Source organism: Streptomyces sp. KL2 (assembly GCF_046529545.1).
Classification (GTDB): Bacteria; Actinomycetota; Actinomycetes; order Streptomycetales; family Streptomycetaceae; genus Streptomyces; species Streptomyces radiopugnans.
In genome coordinates this window covers 1,498,371-1,519,744 of the sequence record NZ_CP127170.1, presented here as the reverse complement: position 1 = coordinate 1,519,744, position 21,374 = coordinate 1,498,371, and the positions used below count along the sequence as shown (strand labels likewise).

Below are 21,374 nucleotides of genomic sequence, written 5' to 3'. Positions count from 1 at the left end.
GAACGGTTCGGGGTGGAAGAAGGTGCCGGGCACCTGATGGGCGGGGGGCCCGTCGGTATCACGGAAACATCCACCGCCGGGTGCCTTCCGGCTTGTGGAGGAGAGCGGTCGCGACCGGCGCACCGACGCCGGATCGGGGATATACTCGGTTTCCAGATGGATATATCCGGAGGTGTGGCCGTGGCCAAGACGCTGATCGACATCGATGAGAAGCTGCTCGCCGACGCCGCGATCGCCTTCGGCACCAAGACCAAGAAGGACACGGTCACGGCCGCCCTGCGCGAAGGGGTGGAACGCAAACGTCGTGCCATGGCGCTCGCCCGGCTCGCGGCGAAGGCGGACGCCGGAGCGTTCGACGAACTCCTGGAGAAGAAGAACTACCGACCGTGACCGCCGCCGTCTACCTGATCGACACCAGCGCTCTGGTGCGCATCCTCCGGCAGCCCGTGCGCGACACCTGGGAGAAACCCCTGACCGAGGGGATCATCGCGCGCTGCCCGGTGACCGAGGTCGAGTTCCTGTACAGCACCCGGAACGCCGAGGACCGCGCCGAACTGGTGGCGGACCTCGACGCGCTCTTCGGCTGGAGCCCTCTGGACGACCGGGCCGTGTCCCGCGCCTGGGACGTCCAGAAGGAGCTGACGAAGGTCGGCCGGCACCGTTCGGCCGGAGCCGTGGACCTCTTGATCGCCGCCACGGCCGAACTCCAGGGGCTCACCCTGCTCCACTACGACCGCGACTTCGAGACCATTGCCGAGGTCACCGGCCAGCCCACCCAGTGGCTGGTCCCACCGGGCTCGCTCTGACCCCGCGTCCGTTCACGCCCGGCCGAACGGCTCGGTACGGGCGAAGGTGCCGCGTGGGACGGTCCGTTCCTCCCGGTCCGGGGACGACCGGCCGCGAACGGCGCGACAGGGCTCCCGGCCTCGGCCGGGAGCCCTGTCGCGCGGTGACGGCCGTCGGTCTCGCCGCGATCAGAAGGAGGAGACGTCCAGCAGCCTCTCCTTGATCCCGTCGGGGTCCCCGGCGGGCCAGGTGTAGTCGGTGGTGCCGGCCGACTGCAGGGCGGACTTCACCGTGCCCGGGGAGGCGCCGGGGTGGCCGGCGAGGTACAGGGCCGCTCCACCGGCGACGTGCGGGGAGGCCATGGAGGTGCCGGAGATCGTGTTGTAGCCGCCCTTCATCCAGGTGGACTCGATGCAGACGCCCGGGGCCATGATGTCGACGTCGGCACCGTGGTTGGAGAAGTCCGCGATGGTGTCGTCGACGTCGGTGCGGCAGGTGGGCGCGCCCTCGCCGCCGGGCCTGCCGTCGAAGTCGGCCAGCGCGCTGACGGTGATGACCTCGTCGTAGGCGGCCGGCACGTGGTTGGCGGAGTCGTCCGACGAGTTGCCGGCGGCCACGACGTAGGTGACGCCGGCGGCGACCGACTTGCAGATCGCCTCGTGCAGGGCGTCCTTGTTGCTCCCGCAGGCGCTGTCGGTGCCGGAGCCGCCGAGACTCATGTTGGCGACCTCGATCCTGTCGGCGTTGGCGGTCACGTAGTCGACACCGCAGATCACGTCCGACCAGGAGCCGCTGCCGGAGTTGCCCAGCACGCGGACCGGCCAGATCCGCGCACCGGGAGCCACGCCGACGACGCCGTCGCCGTTGTCGAGCGCGCCGATCGTGCCCGCCACGTGGGTGCCGTGGCCGTTGCCGTCGTCGGCGCTCCTGCCCTTGGAGCAGTTCATGGCCCCGGCGGTGTTGACGTTGAGGTCGGGGTGGTCGAGGTCGACGCCGGAGTCGATCACCGCGACGTCGACGTCCACGCGCTCGTCCGCACCGTCGATGCCCGCTGTGGAGCTGAGTTCGGCGTTCGCCCGGTCGATGCCGGTCGGGGTGCTCTGGGCGGTGGTGGTGGCCACGCCGTCGGCCTGGACCAGCAGGACGCGGGAGTCGCGGGCGATGCGCTCCGCGGCGGTGGAACTCATACGGGCCGAGTAGCCGCGGATGGCGCTGCGGTAGACGTGGCCGACGGAGGCGCCGTGGGCGCGGGAGTGCTCGGCCGCCACCGACGGGGAGTCGGCGGTGTCGCGGAGCATGACGATGTAGCTCCCGGAGGAGGAGCCGGCGTCCGCCGGAGCGGCGCCGGCCGGAAGTGTGGCGGCGACCAGGCCGCCGGTGACGAGGGCTGCGACGGGGAAGACGGCTCGAAGCCGCTTCGCAAAGGCTCTCATGTCGGTGGAATCTGCCTTTCCTTGTCCGGATCACGGGCAACGAAGGCAAGGCGACACCCACGCCGCCCGGAGTTGCCGGGCGGCGCCTTGGCAGCGGGTGGTCAGGACGCGCCAGGCGTGCTCGCTTCGCCCTACACCCGCTAGTGATGTGTTCATGACCAGCGGGTCGCGAATATGGAACACCGGACTCTGAAAGGGGGCAAGGGGGCCGGCAGAGACGGATCGAAACTGCGGGCCGCCTCCGGGCGGGCATCGGGGCCGCGCGGACCCCGTGCACCGGATACCGCAGGTCCCTGGGGCGCGAGGCGGCTGACGACCTGGGAGGAGTCGTCGCCTCCTGAACCGGACCGCTGTCAGCGGGGCGTCCGGGGCCCGACGGCGGCGGGCGGCCGGCCCGCCGCGAACGCAAGCGGTCCGGGACGGCGGACCCGCATCGAATCGTGCGGTGCTCGGGAGCTTTCGCCTCTCCGGCCGCTCACACGCGGCTGAACGGCTCGGCGTAGGCGAAGGCGCCGCGCAGGGCGGGGTCTTCGGGGTCGTACGCGGCCAGGGCGCGGACCTGGAAGTACTCGCCCCAGGCGGGGTCGGGCGGAGTGATGCCGTACTCGGTGGAGGTGCGGAAGCCGAAGCGGCGGTAGTAGGCGGGCTCGCCGAGGAGGGCCACCAGCGGTTCGCCGAGGGCGTCGGCCGCGCCGAGCACGGTGTGCATCAGCGCCGAACCGGTGCCGCGCCCCTGGTGGCCGGGGTGGACGCTGATGGGGCCGAGCCCCAGCGCGGGCGCGGTGCCGATGTGTCCCCGGGTGCACACCGCATGTCCGACGACCTCGCCGCCGGGGTCCTCGGCCACCAGCGACAGCGCGGGCAACCACGCCTCGCGGCCGCGCAGTTCGTCCAGCAGGGTGACCTCCACCGGGACGGGCGTCTGCGACCGGGCGGCGAAGGCCGCACCGGTCACGGCGCGTACGGCGGGAACATCGGCGGGGCTCTCGCGTCGAATCAGCACCGGGGCAGTCTGCGCCGCCGCCCGGGGCACGGGCAACGGGATTGCGCCCCGCCGGTGGGCGCTCGGTCCTCCGCGCGCACCCGCTCCGGGAAGGCCGCCCGCGGCGCGGCGGGTGGAGCGGTGACGCGCCACGCGCTCGCGGTGGCCGAGACCGTCCTGGCTGTGCCCACCGCGCTGTCCGCCTCCGGTGCCGCCCGGCTGCTCGCCTCCGGGTGAGCGGCAACGGACCTGAAGAGGAAACGACTTGACGGCAACTATTCTCTCGGGGAATAGTCGCCGTCATGTCCACCGCAGCCCATGTACTGCTCGCCCTGCTGGCCGCCGGGCCGCAGCACGGCTACGACCTGAAGAAGGCGCACGACCAGCGCTTCCCCAAGGCCAGACCGATCGCCTTCGGCCAGGTCTACGGCACGCTCGGCAGGCTGGAGCGCGACGGTCTGGTGGAGAAGCGCGGGCAGAGCCGCGAAGGAGGGCCGGACCGCACCGAGTTCGCCCTCACCGACGCCGGACGCGAGAAGCTGCGCGCCTGGCTGGAGGAGATCGAGACCCCGGCCCCGTACGTCACCAGCGCACTGCTGGCCAAGGTCGTCGTCGCCCTGCTGGTCAGCGGCGTCGAACAGGCCCGCGGCTACCTCGCCGAACAGCGCCGGGCGCACACCGCGCGGCTGCGCGAGCTGACAGCCGTCAAGACCGACCCCGAGTCCTCGCTCGGCGACGTGATCGCCGCGGACTTCGCCATCGCCCACCTCGACGCCGACCTGCGCTGGTTGCGCACCACGCTGGACCGCGTCGCCGACCTGCACCGGGAGGTGCACCCATGACGCTCCTGCAAGCACGCGGGGTCGTGAAGTCCTACGGGCCGACGCCCGCGCTCCGCGGCGTCACCGTGGAGCTGGCCGAGGGCGAGATTCTCGCCGTCACCGGACCCAGCGGCTGCGGCAAGTCCACACTGCTGCACTGCCTGTCCGGAATCCTGCGCCCCGACGCGGGCGAGGTGCTGTACGGGGGTCAGCGCCTCGACACCCGCTCGGAGGCAGACCGCTCCCGGTTGCGGCGCACCGACTTCGGAGTGCTGTTCCAGTTCGGGCAGCTCGTCGCCGAACTGACGGCGGCCGAGAACGTCGCCCTGCCGCTGCTGCTGGCCGGCAAGGGGCGGCGCGAAGCCCGTACCGCCGCGCTGAACTGGCTGGAGCGGCTGGAGGTGGCCGACGTGGCCGGCTCCCGGCCCGGCGAGATGTCCGGCGGCCAGCAGCAGCGGTGCGCCGCGGCGCGGGCGCTGGTCACCGAACCGAAGGTGCTCTTCGCCGACGAACCCACCGGCGCGCTGGACGCGCTGGCCGGGGAGCGGCTGCTGGGGCACCTGACGAGGGTCGCCCAGGAGCAGCGCACCAGCGTCGTGCTCGTCACCCACGAGGCGTCCGTGGCCGCCTACGCCGACCGCGAGATCACCCTGCGGGACGGTGCGCTGGACCCGACCGGACTCGGTGTCGACGTGCCGGCGGGCGGCCGCCCGTGAAGCCCACCGCGCTGCTCGGACTGGCCCTGGCCGGAACACGTACCGACACCCTGCGGGTGGTGCTCACCGCCGTCAGCGCCGCCCTCGCCGCACTGGCGGTGCTCGCCGCGCTGACGGTGCTGGCCATCCCCGATCCCGAGCCCCGGGCCGACGCGGGTGTGCCCCTCAACGACCAGTACACCAGCACCCTTCTCCAGGAGCCCGGACTGCGTCCCGGCGTGATCGCCGCCCTGCTGCTGCTCACCATCCCCGTACTGGCCCTGGCCGGGCAGTGCGCCCGGCTCGGTGCGCCCTCCCGCGACCGGCGGCTCGCCGCGATCCGGCTGGCCGGCGGCACTCCGCGCCAGGCGATGACCGTCGCCGCCGCCGAGACGGGGGTGGCGGGCCTGCTGGGCACCTGCGCCGGACTCGCCGTCTTCCTCGTCGGGCGCGGGGTACTGCACCGGCCGGACGCAGAGGGCAGGATTCCGCTGCCCACCGACGTACTGCCGTCCGTACCCGCGCTGGCCGCCGCCGTGCTCGGGCTGCCGCTGCTGGCGGCGCTCGCCGCCGCGGTGATGCTGCGCCGGGTGATCGTGACTCCGCTCGGAGTGACCCGGCAGGCGCGGTCGAGGCGTTCACCGGGACCGTGGCCCGCCGTCCTGATCGTGCTCGGTGTGGGGGCCTCCCTCGCCCTCGAAGCGATCCGGAAGAACTACGAGGACTCCGGTGACCCGGCCTTCGTCTCTCCACTGCCGCTCCTGCTGCTCTTCGGGGGCGGACTCATGGCCGCCCTCGGCGTGGTGCTCGGCACCGGATGGATCTCCCACGCCACCGGCCGGGTGCTGCACCGCTTCGCCCGCCGTCCGGCCCCGCTGCTGGCCGCCCGCCGGCTGCTCGCCGACCCCTGGCACGGCAGCCGCACCCTCGCCGCCCTGCTGGTGGCCGTGGTCTTCGGCGCGGGAGCGCTGGCCGTACGCGCCTTCTTCGCCACCATGCTGGAGGCGCGGCAGGAGGTGCAGCGCTTCTACGACGAGGCGGCCGGGCAGGAGACGACGGGCGGATACGGCTCGGACACCTTCTACCTCGACGCCATGGACGTGGTCGACACGGCCGTCGTCGTGGGGCTGGTGATCGCGGCGGCCGGTCTGCTGGTCACCGTCGCCGAGGCCGTCGTCGCCCGCCGCCGCTCCCACGCGGCCCTGGCCGCCGCGGGCGTGCCCCGCTCGGTGATGGGCCGGGCGCTGGTGTGGCAGACGTTCGCGCCCCTGGTCCCGGCCGTGGCGCTGGCGATGACCGTGGGCACCCTGATGGGCCGGGGGTACTTCGGCGCGGAGGTGCGGGAGGGCGGCGGCCGGGCGCAGACCTGCGACGCGGCCCCGGCCCTGTGCGAGGAGAACTTCGAGAAGTACAGCCACCTGATCGAGGTCCCCGACGTGGTGCGCGCCGTCCCCGTGCCCCTGGGCGACCTCGCCCTCCACGGGCTGGGCGTACTGGTCCTCGTCGCGGCCGCCACCGGCCTCGGGCTGCTCTTCCTGCGCCCGGGCACCTCGGCGGAGGAACTGCGCACCGGCTGACGGCCGGACGACTGCCTGACGGCGGCGGGGGCGTCGGCCGGACGACGGCCTGGACGTCGGCCGGGTGGCGCGGTGCGGCGCGGCGTGACGCGGTGTCCGGGCCGTCTCGCGGACCGGACACAATAGGGGGATGACCGACAGTCCCGCCCCTCTCGCAGACCCGCATCTGCGCCACCCGGCCGACGCCCCCGCCGCGGGCGGCCCGCGCGACATCGTGATCCTGGGTTCCACCGGATCGATCGGCACCCAGGCCGTCGACGTGGTGCTGGCCAACCCCGACCGCTTCCGGGTGACCGCGCTGTCCGCCGCGGGCGGCCGGGTGGAGCTGCTGGCGGAGCAGGCCCACCGGCTGAAGGTCCGCACCGTCGCGGTCTCCGACGCGAGCAGGGCCGGCGAGCTGCGCGAGGCGCTGCGCACCCGCTACGGCTCCGCCGAGCCGCTGCCCGAGGTGCTGGCCGGAGCGGACGCGGCCACCGAACTGGCCGCGTCCGAGTGCCACACCGTCCTCAACGGCATCACCGGCTCCATCGGGCTGCGCCCCACCCTGGCCGCTCTGGAGGCGGGACGCACCCTGGCCCTGGCCAACAAGGAGTCCCTCATCGTCGGCGGCCCGCTGGTGAAGGCTCTGGCCGAGCCCGGCCAGATCATCCCCGTCGACTCCGAGCACTCCGCGCTGTTCCAGGCGCTGATGAGCGGCACCCGCGCCGAGGTGCGCAAACTGCTGGTGACCGCGTCCGGCGGTCCCTTCCGGGGACGCACCCGCGAGGAGCTGGAGGACGTCACCCCCGACGACGCCCTGGCCCATCCCACCTGGGCGATGGGCCCGGTCATCACCGTCAACTCCGCGACCCTGGTCAACAAGGGCCTGGAGGTCATCGAGGCGCACCTGCTGTACGACATCCCCTTCGACCGCATCGAGGTCGTCGTCCACCCGCAGTCCTACATCCACTCGATGGTGGAGTTCCGGGACGGCTCCACCATCGCCCAGTGCGGCCCGCCCGACATGCGGCTGCCCATCGCCCTCGGCATCGGCTGGCCGCACCGGGTGCCCGGCACCGGCCCCGTGTTCGACTGGTCCAAGGCGATGAGCTGGGAGTTCTTCCCGCTGGACGAGAAGGCCTTCCCGTCCGTGGCGCTGGCCTGCCACGTCGGCGCGCTGGGCGGGACCGCGCCGGCGGTGTTCAACGCCGCCAACGAGGAGTGCGTCGAGGCGTTCCTGTCCGGCAGGCTGCCGTTCAACGGCATAGTGGATACCGTCGCCGCGGTGGTCGAGGAGCACGGCACCCCCCGGGGAGCCGGCCTGACCCTGGACGAGGTGCTCGACGCCGAGACCTGGGCACGCGCCCGCGCCCGCGAACTGGCGGCACGTATGACGGAACGGACAGCGGAGGCACGCGCATGACGACGGTGATGACCATCCTCGGCATAGTCGTCTTCGTGGTCGGCCTGCTGTTCTCCATCGCCTGGCACGAGCTGGGCCACCTGTCCACGGCCAAGATGTTCGGCGTCCGCGTGCCGCAGTACATGGTCGGCTTCGGCCCCACCCTGTGGTCGCGGAAGAAGGGCGAGACCGAGTACGGCATCAAGGCGATCCCGCTCGGCGGCTACATCCGGATGATCGGCATGTTCCCGCCCGGTGACGACGGCGCCGTCCGGCAGCGCTCCACCTCCCCCTTCCGGGGGATGATCGAGGACGCCCGCGCGGCGGCCTACGAGGAGCTCCAGCCGGGCGACGAGAAGCGGATGTTCTACACGCGCAAGCCCTGGAAGCGCGTGATCGTGATGTTCGCCGGCCCGTTCATGAACCTGGTGCTGGCCGTGGCGATCTTCCTCGGCACGCTGATGACCTTCGGCATCAACACCACGACCACCACCGTCTCCTCCGTCTCCGAGTGCGTGGTCAGGGTCTCCGAGCGCACCGACACCTGCCCCGAGGGCGCCCCCGACTCCCCGGCCAAGGCGGCCGGCCTGAAGCCCGGCGACACCATCGTGGCCTTCAACGGGGCGGAGGTCACCGAGTGGGGCGACCTCCAGCAGCGCATCCGCGACACCATCGGGCCGGCCACCATCACCGTCGAGCGCGACGGCGAGCGCGAGGTCCTCCAGGCGAACCTGGTGAAGAACCAGGTCGCCAAGTCCGACGGGCGCGGCGGCTACGTCGAGGGCGAGTACGTCACCACCGGCTTCCTCGGCTTCTCCCCGGCCACCGGCGTGGTCGAGCAGTCCTTCCCGCAGGCCGTCGACCGCATGGGCGACATGATGATCGCCGGAGCCGAGGCGCTGACCCGTCTGCCGGAGAAGATCCCCGGCCTGTGGAACGCGGCCTTCGCCGGTGCCGAGCGCGAGCAGGACTCCCCGATGGGCGTGGTCGGCGCGGCCCGCGTCAGCGGGGAGATCTTCGCCCTGGAGATCCCGGCGGAGCAGCGGGTGGCGATCACCCTCCTCACCCTCGCCCTCTTCAACCTCTCGCTGTTCCTGTTCAACATGCTGCCGCTGCTGCCGCTGGACGGCGGCCACATCGCGGGGGCCCTGTGGGAGTCGCTGCGCCGGGGTCTGGCCAGGGTGCTGCGCCGCCCCGACCCCGGCCCGTTCGACGTGGCGAAGATGATGCCGGTGGCGTACGTGGTGGCGGGCGTCTTCGTCTGCTTCACGCTGCTGGTGCTCATCGCGGACGTGGTCAACCCCGTACGCCTGACCGGCTGACGCCCGGCGCGGGGCGGGGCGGGGGCGAACCCGCCGCCCCGCCCCGCGTACGGCGGACCACGGTGTGCCCCGGGCCCCGGGCGTACCGTAATCTCGGAGGCCGGAGCCCGCCGCCGAACGGGGCACTGGACCACAGCTTGGGGTTGCACACCACAATGACAGCCATTTCGCTCGGAATGCCGTCCGTACCGACCAAACTGGCCGACAGACGGGTCAGCCGGAAGATCCAGGTCGGCTCGGTGGCCGTCGGAGGCGACGCCCCGGTCTCCGTGCAGTCGATGACCACCACCGTCACCGCCGACATCGGCGCCACGCTCCAGCAGATCGCCGAGCTGACCGCCTCCGGCTGCGAGATCGTCCGCGTGGCCTGCCCGTCCCAGGACGACGCCGAGGCGCTGCCGGTCATCGCGAAGAAGTCCCAGATCCCGGTGATCGCGGACATCCACTTCCAGCCCAAGTACGTCTTCGCCGCCATCGACGCCGGCTGCGCGGCCGTGCGCGTCAACCCGGGCAACATCCGGCAGTTCGACGACAAGGTCAAGGAGATCGCCAAGGCGGCATCCGACGCCGGCGTCCCCATCCGCATCGGCGTCAACGCCGGCTCCCTGGACAAGCGGCTGCTCGCCAAGTACGGCAAGGCCACCCCCGAGGCGCTGGTGGAGTCCGCGCTGTGGGAGTGCTCGCTGTTCGAGGAGCACGGCTTCCGCGACATCAAGATCTCGGTCAAGCACAACGACCCGGTCGTGATGGTCAACGCCTACCGGCTGCTGGCCGAGAAGTGCGACTACCCCCTCCACCTGGGCGTCACCGAGGCCGGACCGGCCTTCCAGGGCACCATCAAGTCGGCCGTCGCCTTCGGCGCCCTGCTGAGCGAGGGCATCGGCGACACCATCCGCGTCTCGCTGTCGGCCCCGCCGGTGGAGGAGATCAAGGTCGGCATCCAGATCCTGGAGTCCCTCGGCCTGCGCCAGCGCCGGCTGGAGATCGTCTCCTGCCCCTCCTGCGGCCGGGCCCAGGTGGACGTCTACAAGCTCGCCGACGAGGTGACCGCCGGCCTTCAGGGCATGGAGGTGCCGCTGCGGGTGGCCGTCATGGGCTGCGTCGTCAACGGGCCCGGCGAGGCCCGCGAGGCCGACCTCGGGGTGGCCTCCGGCAACGGCAAGGGCCAGATCTTCGTCAAGGGCGAGGTCATCAAGACCGTCCCCGAGTCCAAGATCGTCGAGACCCTCATCGACGAGGCCATGAAGATCGCCGAGCAGATGGAGAAGGACGGCGTGCTCTCCGGGCCGCCGGAGGTCTCCGTCAGCTGACCGGCCCGCGCCCGTCCGGCCGCGGCGGCCCGGGGGTAAAGTCGGAAGACCGCTCCCCGCCACCACGGCCGTACGGTGAGGCATCCCACGTGCTGACGACCACCACCACCCGCGTCGTCGAGCCCCACGAGCTCGACGACGCCCTCGCGGTACTCGACCGCGAGCCGGTCAACAACGCCTTCGTCGCCGCCCGCGTCCGGGTCTCCGGCCTGGACCCGTGGCGGCTGGGCGGGGAGATGTGGGGCTGGTACCAGCGCGGGCGGCTGGAGTCCCTGTGCTACGCGGGCGCCAACCTCGTCCCCGTCTGCGCGGGACCGGAGGCGGTGCGCGCCTTCGCCGAGCGGGCGCGCCGCCAGGGGCGGCGCTGCTCGTCCGTCGTCGGCCCGGCCCGGCCCACCGCCGCCCTGTGGGCCCGGCTGGAGCCGCACTGGGGTCCGGCTCGCGAGGTCCGCCGCCACCAGCCGCTGATGGTCGCCGACCGCATGCCCGCGGGCATACGGCCCGACCCGTATGTGCGGCGCGTCCGCAAGGACGAGATGGACGTGCTGATGCCCGCCTGTGTGGCGATGTTCACCGAGGAGGTCGGCGTCTCACCGCTGGCCGGGGACGGCGGGCTGATCTACCAGGCCCGGGTCGCCGAACTGGTCGGCGCCGGACGGTCGTTCGCCCGCATCGAGGACGGCCGGGTGGTCTTCAAGGCCGAGATCGGCGCCGTCACGTCGCAGGCGTGCCAGATCCAGGGCGTGTGGGTTGCCCCCGACCGCCGCGGTCAAGGCCTGTCCGTCGCCGGCATGGCGGCGGTGCTGCGCTACGCGCTGACCGAGGTCTCCCCGGTCGTCAGCCTCTACGTCAACGACTACAACACCGCGGCCCGCGCCGCCTACCGCCGGGTCGGCTTCCGCGAGGTCGGCGCGTTCATGAGCGTGCTGTTCTGAGGCGTGCCGTTCCGAACGGTCCCGGACGGCTCCCCCAGGCGGCACCGGACGGTCCCGAACGCCCCGGCGTCCGCGCGGGTGTTCGCCGGATCCCGCCGGCCTCTCCAGTAGGGTCGGACACCATGGAAGACGCCCAGGTCGGTCCCCTGGACCTCGCAGCCCGCGTGGACGAGGCGCTCGCCGTACAGGCCGTCGCCTTCGGACTGACCGACGACGAGGTGGGGGTGCGCCGCCACATCGTGCTGCGGCACGCCGCCGCCCCCGGGGTCCGGGCGCTGGGTGCAACCACACCGCGCGGGCGGCTGGTCGGCTTCGTCTACGGGATGCCCAACGACCGCACGCAGTGGTGGTCCACGGTCGTCGAGCCGTACCTGCGGCGCAACGGGAACGCCGGGTGGCTCGACGACGCCTTCGTCATCACCGAGTTGCACGTGCACCCGGCGTACCAGAAGCGCGGCATCGGCCGGGAGCTGATCACCTCGATCACCGACACCGCCGCCGAGCCGCGCTCGATCCTCTCCGCGATCGACACCGAGAGCCCGGCCCGCGCCCTCTACCGCTCCCTGGGCTACCGGGACCTGGCCCGCCATGTGCTGTTCCCGAGCGCCGGGAGCCCGTACGCGGTGATGGGTGCGCCGCTGCCGCTGCGGCGCCGGTAGTCTCCTGGGCGGGGCCGCAGTACCGCCGCGGCCCGGAAACCGACCCACCGCACGCAGGAGAAACCCATGGCAGCCCGTGTCCAGCGCATGTCCCGGCTCATGCTGAAGACGCTGCGCGAGGACCCGGCCGACGCCGAGACCGTCAGCCACAGGCTTCTGGTCCGCGCCGGCTACGTACGCCGCACCGCCGCCGGGATCTGGACCTGGCTGCCGCTGGGCAAGCAGGTCCTTGAGAACGTCACCCGGATCGTGCGCGAGGAGATGGACGCCATCGGCGCCCAGGAGGTGCTGCTCCCGGCCCTGCTGCCCAGGGAGCCGTACGAGGTCTCGGGCCGCTGGGAGGAGTACGGCGACCTGCTGTTCCGGCTCAAGGACCGCAAGGGCGCCGACTACCTGCTCGGACCCACCCACGAGGAGATCTTCACCCAGGTCGTCAAGGACCAGTGCACGTCCTACAAGGACCTGCCGGTGATGCTCTACCAGATCCAGACCAAGTACCGCGACGAGGCCCGCCCGCGCTCGGGCGTCCTGCGCGGCCGGGAGTTCCTGATGAAGGACTCCTACTCCTTCGACACCAGCGACGAGGAACTGGCCGAGTCCTACCGGCTGCACCGCGAGGCGTACGTGCGGATCTTCACCCGGCTCGGCCTGGACCACCGGGTCGTCTCCGCCGTCTCGGGCGCGATGGGCGGCTCGGCCTCCGAGGAGTTCCTCGCCCCGGCCGCCGCCGGTGAGGACACCTTCGCCGACTGCCCGGCCTGCGGCTACGCCGCCAACACCGAGGCCGTCACCTTCCCGCTGAAGCCGGGCGACCCCATGGGCCACCCGCCCGTCGAGGAACTGGACACCCCCGACACCCCCACCATCGAGACGCTCGCCGACCACCTGGGCGTGCCCGCCTCCGCCACCCTGAAGAACCTGCTGGTCAAGGTGGACGGCGAGATCTGGGCCGTGGGCGTGCCCGGCGACCGCGAGGTGGACCTCGGCAAGCTCGCCGAGCACCTGGCGCCCGCCACCGTGGAGCTGGTCACCGCCGAGGACTTCACCGGCCGCCCCGCCCTGGTGCGCGGCTACGTCGGTCCGCAGGGGCTGGCCGGCACCGCCTTCCGCTACGTCGCCGACCCGCGCGTGGCCCCCGGCACCTCCTGGATCACCGGGGCCAACAAGCCCGACACCCACGCCCGCAACGTGGTGTGCGGCCGCGACTTCGAGGTCGACGAGTACCTGGACGTGGTCACCGTCGAGGACGGCGACCCCTGCCCGTCCTGCGGCGCGGGGCTCAAGCTGGACAGGGCCATCGAGATCGGCCACATCTTCCAGCTCGGCCGCAAGTACGCCGACGCCTTCTCCCTGGACGTGCTCGGCCGCGACGGCAAGCCCGTCCGCGTCACCATGGGCTCCTACGGCATCGGCGTCTCGCGCGCGGTGGCCGCGCTCGCCGAGCAGACGGCCGACGGCCAGGGCCTGTGCTGGCCGCGCGAGGTCGCCCCGGCCGACGTCCACGTCGTCGCCGCCGGCAAGGGCGCCCAGATCGAGATGGCCCTGGAGCTGGCCGAGAGGCTGGCCGGGGCCGGGGTGCGCACCCTGGTGGACGACCGTACGGGCGTCTCGCCCGGTGTGAAGTTCACCGACGCGGAGCTGATCGGCGTGCCGGAGATCCTGGTGGTGGGCCGGGGCGCGGCCAAGGGCCTGGTGGAACTGAAGGACCGGCGCACCGGCGAGCGCGAGGAGGTCCCGGTGGACGAGGCGGTGGAGCGGCTGGTCCGCTCGGCCGGCGAGTCCGCCTGAGCCGCCGAGGCGGGGCCCTCACCGGCCCCGCCCCAGAGCTCGGCACGAGCTCGGCACGGGCCCGGCCCGGGCCCCGCGGCGGCGGCTCACAGCCAGCCGGCGAACTCCAGCAGCGCCTCGCCGTCGGCGCGTTCGCCGGCGGCGAGGTGCCGCGCACCCGACTCCACCGCCCGGTACAGGCTCCAGCCGCGCAGCCGGTCGCGGTCCACCTCCAGGGAGTTCGCCAGCTTGGCCACCCGGCGCCGGGCGATCGCGGGGGCGCCGGAGCCGGCGGCCAGGTCGTGCAGCCGGTCGCGGACCAGCCGGGCCAGGTCGTACGCCCGCTCGCCCACCAGCGGATCGGGGCCGACCACCAGCCAGTGCGCCCGCCCCGGATCCGCCGACAGCACCGCGCCCTGCCGGAAGTCGCCGTGCAGCAGCACCTGTTCGGGGGCGTCGGCGAGCAGCCCGGAGCGCAGCGCCAGTGCCTCCTCGGCCAGCGGGCGGGCCTCCTCGGGCACATGCGCGCGGATGCCCTCCACCGCCCGGCCGGTGTGCTCCTCCACGGTGGTGAAGGGATGCCCGCCGTCCTCCGGGGCGCCGGGGGGCGCGGGGGGCACCCACAGCCGGTGCAGCGCCGAGACCGCCTCCAAGGTGGCCTTCGCGTCCGGCAGCGAGCGCAGCGACACATCCGCGTGCAGCCGTTCCAGCAGCAGCGCGCCGTCCTCGGGCGCGGCGTCCAGCAGCCGTACCGCGCCGTGCCCCTCCCAGCGGGACAGCGCCGCCGCCTCGTCCGCCGCACCGGCGGCGCGCAGCTTCAGCGCGGCCGGCGAGCCGTCCGCCCGGCGCACCAGGACGACCAGGCTGCCGCGCCCGCCGGGGGAGACCACCCGCTCGGCCGTCAGCTCCCAGCGCGCCAGCGACGCTTGGACCAGGCCGGGCAGCCGCGCCAGCCAGGGGGAGTCCGCGCCCTGGAAGCGCACCAGCCGCTGCGGGGGTTCGACGTGCGGAGCCGATGTCATGCCCGGGCGTCCCTTTCGTCGTCGGCGTCGCGCGGGAGAACCCCTCAGAGGGACTCCCGGCCCGCCGGCGCGGTGCGCTCGGCGAGCCCTGGGAAGGGTACGCCCGTACCGCGCCAGCGTGCCGCGCGGACCGCGGCCTCCCGCAGCGCGGCGGCCGCCTCCCGTCGCAGCCCGCCCTCGCCGGCCCGGACCAGGTCGGCGTAGACGGCGGCCACCCGTTCCTCCAGTTCGGCGGCGAGCCGCACCGCCGCGGCGCCGTCCGGCACCGCGAAGGGCAGGGAGTAGGCCGCGGCGGCGGGCTCGGGGCTGCCGCCCATCCGCCGCACCGCGCGGCGCAGGGCGTCACGGCGCGCGCGGTGGGCGTCGTGGGCCTCCCGCGCCTGCGCGCGCCGGTCCTCGGCGATCCGCCCGCCCACGACGCCGTAACCGTAGACGGCGGCGTGCTCGGCCAGGAGCGCGGCCTGCAGGGCTGCCAGCGCGGGGCCGTCCTTCGCGCCGGGCCCGCCCTCCCCTCCGGGCACACCGCCGGGGGCCGCGTCCGGTACGGCGCCGGTGGCAGGGGAGGCGGGGGACGCCGCGGAGGAGGCCGTGGCCACGGCCGGGTTCGCCACCGGGTTCGCCATCGGGTTCACCGCCCGGTCGGTCGCCTGGTTCATCACTCGCCGCCCGTGAGCAGGTAGACGTGGACCGCCCCGGCCGCCGCGACGGACGCGAGCAGCCGGGCGAGCTCGGGCGGGGCGCCGTCGAGGGCCCGGGTGAGGGCGTCGGCGGCGGTGCGTTCGGCGTTCGCGAGGGCGCTCAGCGCGCGCCCGGGGTCGGCGGGTACGCCCGCCCCGGTGCCCCGGGCGGCCTCCGGGGCGGGTGAGCCGCCGGGGCTCCCGGAGTCCTTCGGGCTCCCGGGACCACCGGGCTCCGTCCCGCCGAAGGCCCTCACGTGCCGTGCCACGTCCGCCCGCAGCGGCTCCAGCCGCCCGGCCAGGTCCGGGTGCGCGGCGAGGGTGCGGTCGTAGCGGGCCAGCAGCGCGGCACTGCCGCGCGCGGCGGCACGGCGCAGCCGCTCGTCCGCGGAGGCCAGCCTGCGCTCGGCGGCCGTCGGCCTCTCCTGCGAGCATCCGGTCAGCAGCAGCGCGGCGGCGCCCGCCACACCGGTGGCCAGCAGGCTCCGCCGGCGGGGACGCGGGTCGATCGGCACGGGCGCTCCCAGGGGAGGTGGTTCGGCGGCGCGGGGGACGGGCGGCGATCACCGCGGGTGTGAGCGTACCCGTGTTCGCACCGTCCCCCTCGGCGGGGCACCGCCGTGCCCCGCGAGTGCCCCGTGCGGGGGACGGCCGCCCGGCGCAGCGCCTCCGGCCGCCTGGTCGGCGCAGCCCGCGGCAGACGATAGGCTTGACCCCCGTAACCCCAGGACTGGACGTTCCCACAACAGCACACGCGGCCGAGGAGTCACCCGGATGAGCACCACCCAGAGCGAGAGGCTGCGAGGACTGCTGGAGCCGCTCGTCACCGCCAGGGGGCTGGATCTCGAGGAGATCGCAGTGACCCCGGCCGGAAGAAGGCGGGTGCTGCGCGTCGTGGTGGACTCAGACGAGGGCGTGCAGCTCGACACCTGTGCGGAGCTGAGCCGCGAGGCGTCCCAGGCGCTGGACGAGACCGATGTGATGGGCGGCGCCCCGTACGTCCTGGAGGTCACCTCACCCGGCACCGACCGCCCGCTGACCGAGCCGCGGCACTACCGCCGCGCCGTCGGCAGGCTGATCAGGGCGCAGCTGGCAGAGGGGGCGGGCGGCGGCGAACTGGTCGCCCGCGTCGGCGCTGCGGACGAGGACGGCGTGGACGTGGAGGTGCCCGGCGTCAAGGGACGCAGGGCCACCGCCCGCCGGCTCGCCTACACCGAGATCGCCAGGGCCCGGGTGGAGATCGAGTTCAACCGCAAGGCCGCCGAGAAGGCCGAGAAGGCGCGTCAGGCTGCGGCCTCTGACGAAGAGAGCCAGGAGGAGGCGTAGCCGTGGACATCGACATGAGTGCCCTGCGGGGTCTGGTGAGGGAGAAGGAGATCTCCTTCGACCTGTTGGTCGAGGCGATCGAGGCGGCTCTCCTCATCGCGTACCACCGCACCGAGGGAAGCCGCCGCCAGGCCCGTGTGGAGCTGGACCGCTCCACCGGCCATGTGACGGTGTGGGCCAAGGAGGATCCGGCCGACCTGCCCGAGGGCGCCGAGCCGCGCGAGTTCGACGACACCCCCTCCGGGTTCGGCCGGATCGCCGCGACCACCGCCAAGCAGGTCATCCTGCAGCGCCTGCGGGACGCCGAGGAGGAGATCACCCTCGGCGAGTACGCCGGGCGCGAGGGCGACATCGTCGCGGGAGTCGTCCAGCAGGGGAAGGATCCGCGCAGCGTCCTTGTTGACATCGGCAGGCTCGAGGCGATCCTGCCCCCGCAGGAGCAGGTGCCCGGCGAGGACTACTCGCACGGCACCCGGCTGCGCACCTATGTCGTGCGGGTCGCCAAGGGAGTCCGCGGCCCGTCGGTGACGCTCTCGCGCACCCACCCCAATCTGGTGAAGAAGCTCTTCGCCCTGGAGGTGCCCGAGATCGCGGACGGCTCGGTGGAGATCGCGGCCATCGCCCGCGAGGCCGGGCACCGCACCAAGATCGCGGTACGGTCCACCCGTCCGGGCCTGAACGCCAAGGGCGCGTGCATCGGCCCGATGGGCGGCCGGGTGCGCAACGTGATGGCCGAGCTGCAGGGCGAGAAGATCGACATCGTGGACTGGTCGGACGACCCGGCCGAGATGGTGGCCAACGCGCTCTCACCCGCCCGGGTGAGCAGGGTGGACGTCGTGGACGCCGCGGCACGGTCGGCCAGGGTCACGGTGCCCGACTACCAGCTCTCGCTGGCGATCGGGAAGGAAGGGCAGAACGCCCGGCTCGCCGCCCGGCTCACCGGCTGGCGGATCGACATCCGCCCGGACACCGAGCAGAGCGGGGAGCGCGGTGGGGAACGCCGGGAGAGCGGCGCGGAGAGGGGCTGAGAGGCCTGTCACCGTCCGTACCCCAATGGCGACCCCGCCAACGGCGCAATCCGCGCGGGGAGGTAGACTTAAGAGTGTCTGACCGGACGCGCGCCCGCGCATGCCCTGAACGCACCTGCGTGGGTTGTCGGGAGCGGTCGGGCAAGGGCGATCTGCTGCGTGTGGTGCTGGTCGGGAACAGATGCGTTCCCGACCATCGCGGTACGCTGCCCGGCCGGGGCGCTTATCTGCACCCCGCACCGACCTGTGTCGACCTGGCGGTCCGCCGCCGGGCGTTCCAGCGGGCCTTCCGGGCCGGCGGACCGCTCGATACCGCGGAGCTGCTGCAGGCAGTACCGCGGGCAACACCGTAAGACAGCAAGCACGCACGACGGCCCGTACGGCACCCCGCCGTACGGGAGAGGTACCTCGCGAGTTGGAAGTAGGTCGAGATTGCGATGAGCACTCGATGAGTACGCGATGAGTACGCCCATGCAGTAGCGAAGGTCCGGCGGAAGAATCCCCCCGGACCGTAAGGAGCGAAGTGGCTAAGGTCCGGGTATACGAGCTCGCCAAGGAGCTTGGAGTCGAGAGCAAGGTCGTCATGGCCAAGCTCCAGGAACTCGGTGAATTCGTCCGTTCGGCGTCCTCGACGATCGAGGCGCCGGTGGTACGCAAGCTGACCGACGCGTTCGACGCGGGCAACGGCGCCGGAGGCGCCAAGAAGTCCGCCGCGAAGCCCGCCGCCCCCCGCAAGGCGGCCCCCAAGCCGGGCGCCCCGAAGCCGGGTGCCTCCGCACCCCGCCCGGGTGCCCCCAAGCCCGGCGCGCCCAAGCCCCCGGCCCCCGCGGCCGAGGCGCCCAGGAGCGCGCCCCAGAAGAACGTCCCGGGTCCGGGGCCGGCGCCCGCCAAGAGCGGCCCGACCCCGCCCACCCCCGGGCCGCGTCCCGCCCCGGCCAAGCCGGGCCCGGCGCAGCCCCCCGCCCCGGCCAAGCCCGAGTTCACCGCGCCGCCGTCCGGCCAGGGCGCGCCGCGTCCGGGTGCCCCCAAGCCCGGTGGCCGTCCCGCCCCGGCGGGCCAGGACCGCCGCGGTCCGGGCGGTCCCAAGCCGGGCGGTCCCAAGCCGGGCGCCCGTCCGGCCGGCCCGCGTCCGGGCAACAACCCCTTCACCTCCGGCGGCTCCACCGGCATGGCGCGCCCGCAGGCGCCCCGTCCGGGCGGTGCCCCGCGTCCCGGCGGCCCCGGTGCCCCGGGTGGTCCGCGTCCCGGAGCCGGCCAGGGCGGTCCCCGTCCGCAGGCTCCCGGCGGCGGCCGTCCCAGCCCCGGCAACATGCCGCGCCCGCAGGGCGGCCAGGGCGGCGCCGCGGGTCCGCGTCCGGGCGGCAACCGTCCGAACCCGGGCATGATGCCGCAGCGTCCGGCCGCGGGTCCGCGTCCGGGCCCCGGCGGCCGTGGTCCCGGCGCCGGCGCGGGCCGTCCCGGCGGTGGCGGCGGCGGTCGTCCCGGCTTCGCCGGCCGTCCCGGCGGTGGCGGCGGCGGTCGTCCCGGCGGTGGCGGCGGCGGTTTCGCCGGCCGTCCCGGTGGCGGCGGCGGTGGCGGTGGCTTCGGCGGCCGTCCCGGTTTCGGCGGCCGTCCCGGCGGTCCCGGTGGCCGCGGTGGCACGCAGGGCGCCTTCGGCCGTCCCGGCGGTCCGGCGCGCCGCGGCCGCAAGTCCAAGCGGCAGAGGCGCCAGGAGTACGAGGCCATGCAGGCCCCGTCCATCGGCGGCGTGATGCTGCCGCGCGGCAAGGGCGAGACCGTCCGGCTGTCGCGCGGTGCGTCGCTCACCGACTTCGCGGAGAAGATCAACGCCAACCCGGCGTCGCTGGTCCAGGTGATGTTCAACCTGGGCGAGATGGTCACCGCGACCCAGTCGGTCTCCGACGAGACGCTGCAGCTCCTCGGCGAGGAGATGAACTACGTCGTCCAGATCGTCAGCCCGGAGGAGGAGGACCGCGAGCTGCTCGAGTCCTTCGACATCGAGTTCGGCGAGGACGAGGGCGGCGAGGAGGCACTCGTCTCGCGTCCGCCGGTGGTGACCGTCATGGGTCACGTCGACCACGGTAAGACGCGCCTGCTGGACGCGATCCGCAAGACCAACGTCATCGAGGGCGAGGCCGGCGGCATCACCCAGCACATCGGCGCCTACCAGGTCGCGACCGAGGTCAACGACGAAGAGCGCAAGATCACCTTCATCGACACCCCGGGTCACGAGGCGTTCACCGCCATGCGTGCCCGCGGTGCGAAGTCGACCGACATCGCGATTCTGGTGGTGGCGGCCAACGACGGTGTGATGCCCCAGACGGTCGAGGCCCTCAACCACGCCAAGGCGGCCGACGTGCCGATCGTGGTGGCGGTCAACAAGATCGACGTCGAGGGTGCGGACCCGACCAAGGTGCGCGGCCAGCTCACCGAGTACGGGCTCGTGGCCGAGGAGTACGGCGGCGACACCATGTTCGTCGACATCTCCGCCAAGCAGGGTCTGAACATCGACCAGCTGCTGGAGGCCGTGGTCCTGACCGCGGACGCCTCGCTCGACCTGCGGGCCAACCCGGAGCAGGACGCGCAGGGCATCGCGATCGAGGCCCACCTCGACCGCGGCCGCGGCGCGGTTGCCACGGTGCTGGTCCAGCGCGGCACCCTGCGGGTCGGCGACACGGTCGTGGTCGGCGACGCGTACGGCCGCGTCCGGGCGATGCTCGACGACAAGGGCAACAACGTCGAGGAGGCCGGTCCGGCCACCCCGGTCCTGGTGCTGGGTCTGACCAGCGTCCCCGGGGCGGGCGACAACTTCCTGGTGGTCGACGAGGACCGCACGGCCCGGCAGATCGCCGAGAAGCGCGCCGCCCGCGAGCGCAACGCCGCCTTCGCCAAGCGCACCCGCAGGGTCTCCCTGGAGGACCTGGACAAGGTGCTCAAGGCCGGCGAGGTGCAGCAGCTCAACCTCATCATCAAGGGCGACGCGTCCGGTTCGGTCGAGGCCCTGGAGTCCTCGCTGCTCCAGCTCGACGTCGGCGAGGAGGTCGACCTGCGCGTCCTGCACCGCGGCGTGGGTGCGGTCACCGAGACCGACATCGACCTGGCGACCGGCTCCGACGCCATCGTCATCGGCTTCAACGTGCGCGCCGAGGGGCGTGCCACGCAGATGGCCGAGCGCGAGGGCGTGGACGTCCGCTACTACTCGGTCATCTACCAGGTGATCGAGGAGATCGAGGCGGCCCTCAAGGGCATGCTCAAGCCGGAGTACGAGGAGGTCGAGCTCGGCACGGCGGAGATCCGCGAGGTCTTCCGCTCCTCCAAGCTCGGCAACATCGCGGGTGTCATCATCCGCTCCGGCGAGGTCAGGCGGAACACCAAGGCCCGCCTCATCCGCGACGGCAAGGTCGTGGCGGAGAACCTCAACATCGAGGGTCTGCGCCGCTTCAAGGACGACGTCACCGAGATCCGCGAAGGCTTCGAGGGCGGTATCAACCTCGGAAACTTCAACGACATCAAGGTCGACGACGTCATCGCGACGTACGAGATGCGGGAGAAGCCCCGCGCCTGACCCCCGCCGGTGGGCGCCACCGGTGAACGGCCACGGAGCCTCCCGCCCCGGCGGGAGGCTCCGTGGCCGTTATATGCGTCGATCACCG

General features: G+C 73.5%; 20 protein-coding genes. 15 read left to right on the top strand and 5 right to left on the bottom strand.

What is annotated here, in order from left to right; translation table 11 throughout:
* The first annotated feature begins 156 nt into the window (after positions 1-156).
* Together QPK52_RS06780 and QPK52_RS06775 are read left to right on the top strand one after the other, a co-directional pair.
* Entirely contained in the window at positions 157-390 is a 234-nt protein-coding gene (locus QPK52_RS06780) for a type II toxin-antitoxin system VapB family antitoxin (RefSeq protein WP_410536132.1), read from the top strand.
* Positions 387-806 (top strand): PIN domain nuclease, encoded by a 420-nt coding sequence (locus tag QPK52_RS06775; protein WP_410536130.1) that lies wholly within the window; start codon positions 387-389, stop codon positions 804-806. The genes QPK52_RS06780 and QPK52_RS06775 overlap by 4 nt, the downstream gene beginning before the upstream one ends.
* 168 nt (positions 807-974) lie before the next feature.
* Here QPK52_RS06775 and QPK52_RS06770 read toward each other — a convergent pair whose 3' ends face one another.
* Both QPK52_RS06770 and QPK52_RS06765 read right to left on the bottom strand, forming a co-directional pair.
* Positions 975-2,219: a S8 family peptidase gene (locus QPK52_RS06770; protein ID WP_410536128.1), complete on the bottom strand. Its 1,245-nt coding sequence runs from the start codon at positions 2,217-2,219 to the stop codon at positions 975-977.
* 475 nt (positions 2,220-2,694) lie between these two features.
* On the bottom strand, positions 2,695-3,222 hold the full coding sequence (locus QPK52_RS06765) for a GNAT family N-acetyltransferase (protein ID WP_410536126.1): 528 nt from the start codon (positions 3,220-3,222) through the stop codon (positions 2,695-2,697).
* 281 nt (positions 3,223-3,503) lie between these two features.
* Here QPK52_RS06765 and QPK52_RS06760 point away from each other — a divergent pair, with 281 nt between their 5' ends.
* From QPK52_RS06760 to QPK52_RS06720, 9 genes are all read left to right on the top strand, one after another.
* Positions 3,504-4,043, top strand: coding sequence for a helix-turn-helix transcriptional regulator (locus QPK52_RS06760; protein ID WP_410536124.1), 540 nt, complete (start codon positions 3,504-3,506; stop codon positions 4,041-4,043).
* On the top strand, positions 4,040-4,738 hold the full coding sequence (locus QPK52_RS06755; RefSeq protein ID WP_410536122.1) for an ABC transporter ATP-binding protein: 699 nt from the start codon (positions 4,040-4,042) through the stop codon (positions 4,736-4,738). The genes QPK52_RS06760 and QPK52_RS06755 overlap by 4 nt, the downstream gene beginning before the upstream one ends.
* The gene (locus tag QPK52_RS06750) at positions 4,735-6,294 is read left to right on the top strand and encodes an ABC transporter permease (protein ID WP_410536120.1); all 1,560 of its coding nucleotides are present in this window, start codon (positions 4,735-4,737) and stop codon (positions 6,292-6,294) included. Before QPK52_RS06755 ends, QPK52_RS06750 begins: the two co-directional genes overlap by 4 nt.
* A 130-nt stretch (positions 6,295-6,424) precedes the next feature.
* Positions 6,425-7,696, top strand: coding sequence for a 1-deoxy-D-xylulose-5-phosphate reductoisomerase (dxr, locus tag QPK52_RS06745; protein ID WP_410536118.1), 1,272 nt, complete (start codon positions 6,425-6,427; stop codon positions 7,694-7,696).
* Positions 7,693-8,997, top strand: coding sequence for a M50 family metallopeptidase (locus QPK52_RS06740; protein WP_410536116.1), 1,305 nt, complete (start codon positions 7,693-7,695; stop codon positions 8,995-8,997). The genes dxr and QPK52_RS06740 overlap by 4 nt, the downstream gene beginning before the upstream one ends.
* 155 nt (positions 8,998-9,152) lie before the next feature.
* Complete coding sequence (gene ispG / locus QPK52_RS06735; RefSeq protein ID WP_410536114.1) at positions 9,153-10,307, top strand: flavodoxin-dependent (E)-4-hydroxy-3-methylbut-2-enyl-diphosphate synthase; 1,155 nt, start codon at positions 9,153-9,155, stop codon at positions 10,305-10,307.
* Positions 10,308-10,396: 89 nt separating this feature from the next.
* Positions 10,397-11,242 carry a GNAT family N-acetyltransferase gene (locus tag QPK52_RS06730; RefSeq protein WP_410536112.1) on the top strand — a complete coding sequence of 282 codons (846 nt, stop codon included), beginning with the start codon at positions 10,397-10,399 and terminating at the stop codon, positions 11,240-11,242.
* Between the two features lie 122 nt (positions 11,243-11,364).
* Positions 11,365-11,901: a GNAT family N-acetyltransferase gene (locus QPK52_RS06725; protein WP_410536110.1), complete on the top strand. Its 537-nt coding sequence runs from the start codon at positions 11,365-11,367 to the stop codon at positions 11,899-11,901.
* A 66-nt stretch (positions 11,902-11,967) separates the two neighbouring features.
* Positions 11,968-13,689, top strand: coding sequence for a proline--tRNA ligase (locus QPK52_RS06720; RefSeq protein ID WP_410536109.1), 1,722 nt, complete (start codon positions 11,968-11,970; stop codon positions 13,687-13,689).
* An 86-nt stretch (positions 13,690-13,775) separates the two neighbouring features.
* On the opposite strand, the gene QPK52_RS06715 is transcribed toward QPK52_RS06720, so the two are convergent.
* The 3 genes from QPK52_RS06715 to QPK52_RS06705 are packed head-to-tail and all read right to left on the bottom strand — an operon-like array spanning position 13,776 to position 15,882.
* Positions 13,776-14,690 (bottom strand): aminoglycoside phosphotransferase family protein, encoded by a 915-nt coding sequence (locus QPK52_RS06715; RefSeq protein ID WP_410536107.1) that lies wholly within the window; start codon positions 14,688-14,690, stop codon positions 13,776-13,778.
* Between the two features lie 44 nt (positions 14,691-14,734).
* Complete coding sequence (locus QPK52_RS06710) at positions 14,735-15,313, bottom strand: DUF4439 domain-containing protein (protein WP_410540239.1); 579 nt, start codon at positions 15,311-15,313, stop codon at positions 14,735-14,737.
* A gap of 32 nt (positions 15,314-15,345) precedes the next feature.
* On the bottom strand, positions 15,346-15,882 hold the full coding sequence (locus tag QPK52_RS06705) for a hypothetical protein (protein ID WP_410536106.1): 537 nt from the start codon (positions 15,880-15,882) through the stop codon (positions 15,346-15,348).
* A 259-nt stretch (positions 15,883-16,141) separates the two neighbouring features.
* Between QPK52_RS06705 and rimP the strand changes: the two genes are divergently transcribed.
* The 4 genes from rimP (at position 16,142) to infB (ending at position 21,286) form a co-directional block, all read left to right on the top strand.
* Positions 16,142-16,693: a ribosome maturation factor RimP gene (gene rimP, locus QPK52_RS06700; protein WP_410536105.1), complete on the top strand. Its 552-nt coding sequence runs from the start codon at positions 16,142-16,144 to the stop codon at positions 16,691-16,693.
* A gap of 2 nt (positions 16,694-16,695) precedes the next feature.
* A complete protein-coding gene (gene nusA, locus QPK52_RS06695; RefSeq protein ID WP_410536103.1) occupies positions 16,696-17,721 on the top strand; it encodes a transcription termination factor NusA in 1,026 nt (341 codons plus the stop codon).
* A gap of 74 nt (positions 17,722-17,795) precedes the next feature.
* Complete coding sequence (locus QPK52_RS06690) at positions 17,796-18,074, top strand: YlxR family protein (RefSeq protein ID WP_093850722.1); 279 nt, start codon at positions 17,796-17,798, stop codon at positions 18,072-18,074.
* 170 nt (positions 18,075-18,244) lie between these two features.
* Positions 18,245-21,286, top strand: a complete 3,042-nt coding sequence (infB, locus tag QPK52_RS06685; protein ID WP_410536101.1) for a translation initiation factor IF-2 — start codon at positions 18,245-18,247, stop codon at positions 21,284-21,286.
* The last annotated feature ends 88 nt before the right edge of the window (positions 21,287-21,374 follow it).

What these genes read in the sequence shown, in the direction of transcription:
- QPK52_RS06760 (WP_410536124.1), top strand. Translation starts at nt 3,504, where the DNA reads ATGTCCACCGCAGCCCATGTACTGCTCGCCCTGCTGGCCGCCGGGCCG.
- QPK52_RS06725 (WP_410536110.1), top strand. Translation starts at nt 11,365, where the DNA reads ATGGAAGACGCCCAGGTCGGTCCCCTGGACCTCGCAGCCCGCGTGGAC.
- QPK52_RS06720 (WP_410536109.1), top strand. Translation starts at nt 11,968, where the DNA reads ATGGCAGCCCGTGTCCAGCGCATGTCCCGGCTCATGCTGAAGACGCTG.
- rimP (WP_410536105.1), top strand. Translation starts at nt 16,142, where the DNA reads ATGAGCACCACCCAGAGCGAGAGGCTGCGAGGACTGCTGGAGCCGCTC.
- dxr (WP_410536118.1), top strand. Translation starts at nt 6,425, where the DNA reads ATGACCGACAGTCCCGCCCCTCTCGCAGACCCGCATCTGCGCCACCCG.
- QPK52_RS06780 (WP_410536132.1), top strand. Translation starts at nt 157, where the DNA reads ATGGATATATCCGGAGGTGTGGCCGTGGCCAAGACGCTGATCGACATC.
- QPK52_RS06740 (WP_410536116.1), top strand. Translation starts at nt 7,693, where the DNA reads ATGACGACGGTGATGACCATCCTCGGCATAGTCGTCTTCGTGGTCGGC.
- ispG (WP_410536114.1), top strand. Translation starts at nt 9,153, where the DNA reads ATGACAGCCATTTCGCTCGGAATGCCGTCCGTACCGACCAAACTGGCC.
- QPK52_RS06715 (WP_410536107.1), bottom strand. Translation starts at nt 14,690, where the DNA reads ATGACATCGGCTCCGCACGTCGAACCCCCGCAGCGGCTGGTGCGCTTC.
- QPK52_RS06770 (WP_410536128.1), bottom strand. Translation starts at nt 2,219, where the DNA reads ATGAGAGCCTTTGCGAAGCGGCTTCGAGCCGTCTTCCCCGTCGCAGCC.
- QPK52_RS06710 (WP_410540239.1), bottom strand. Translation starts at nt 15,313, where the DNA reads ATGGCGAACCCGGTGGCGAACCCGGCCGTGGCCACGGCCTCCTCCGCG.
- QPK52_RS06755 (WP_410536122.1), top strand. Translation starts at nt 4,040, where the DNA reads ATGACGCTCCTGCAAGCACGCGGGGTCGTGAAGTCCTACGGGCCGACG.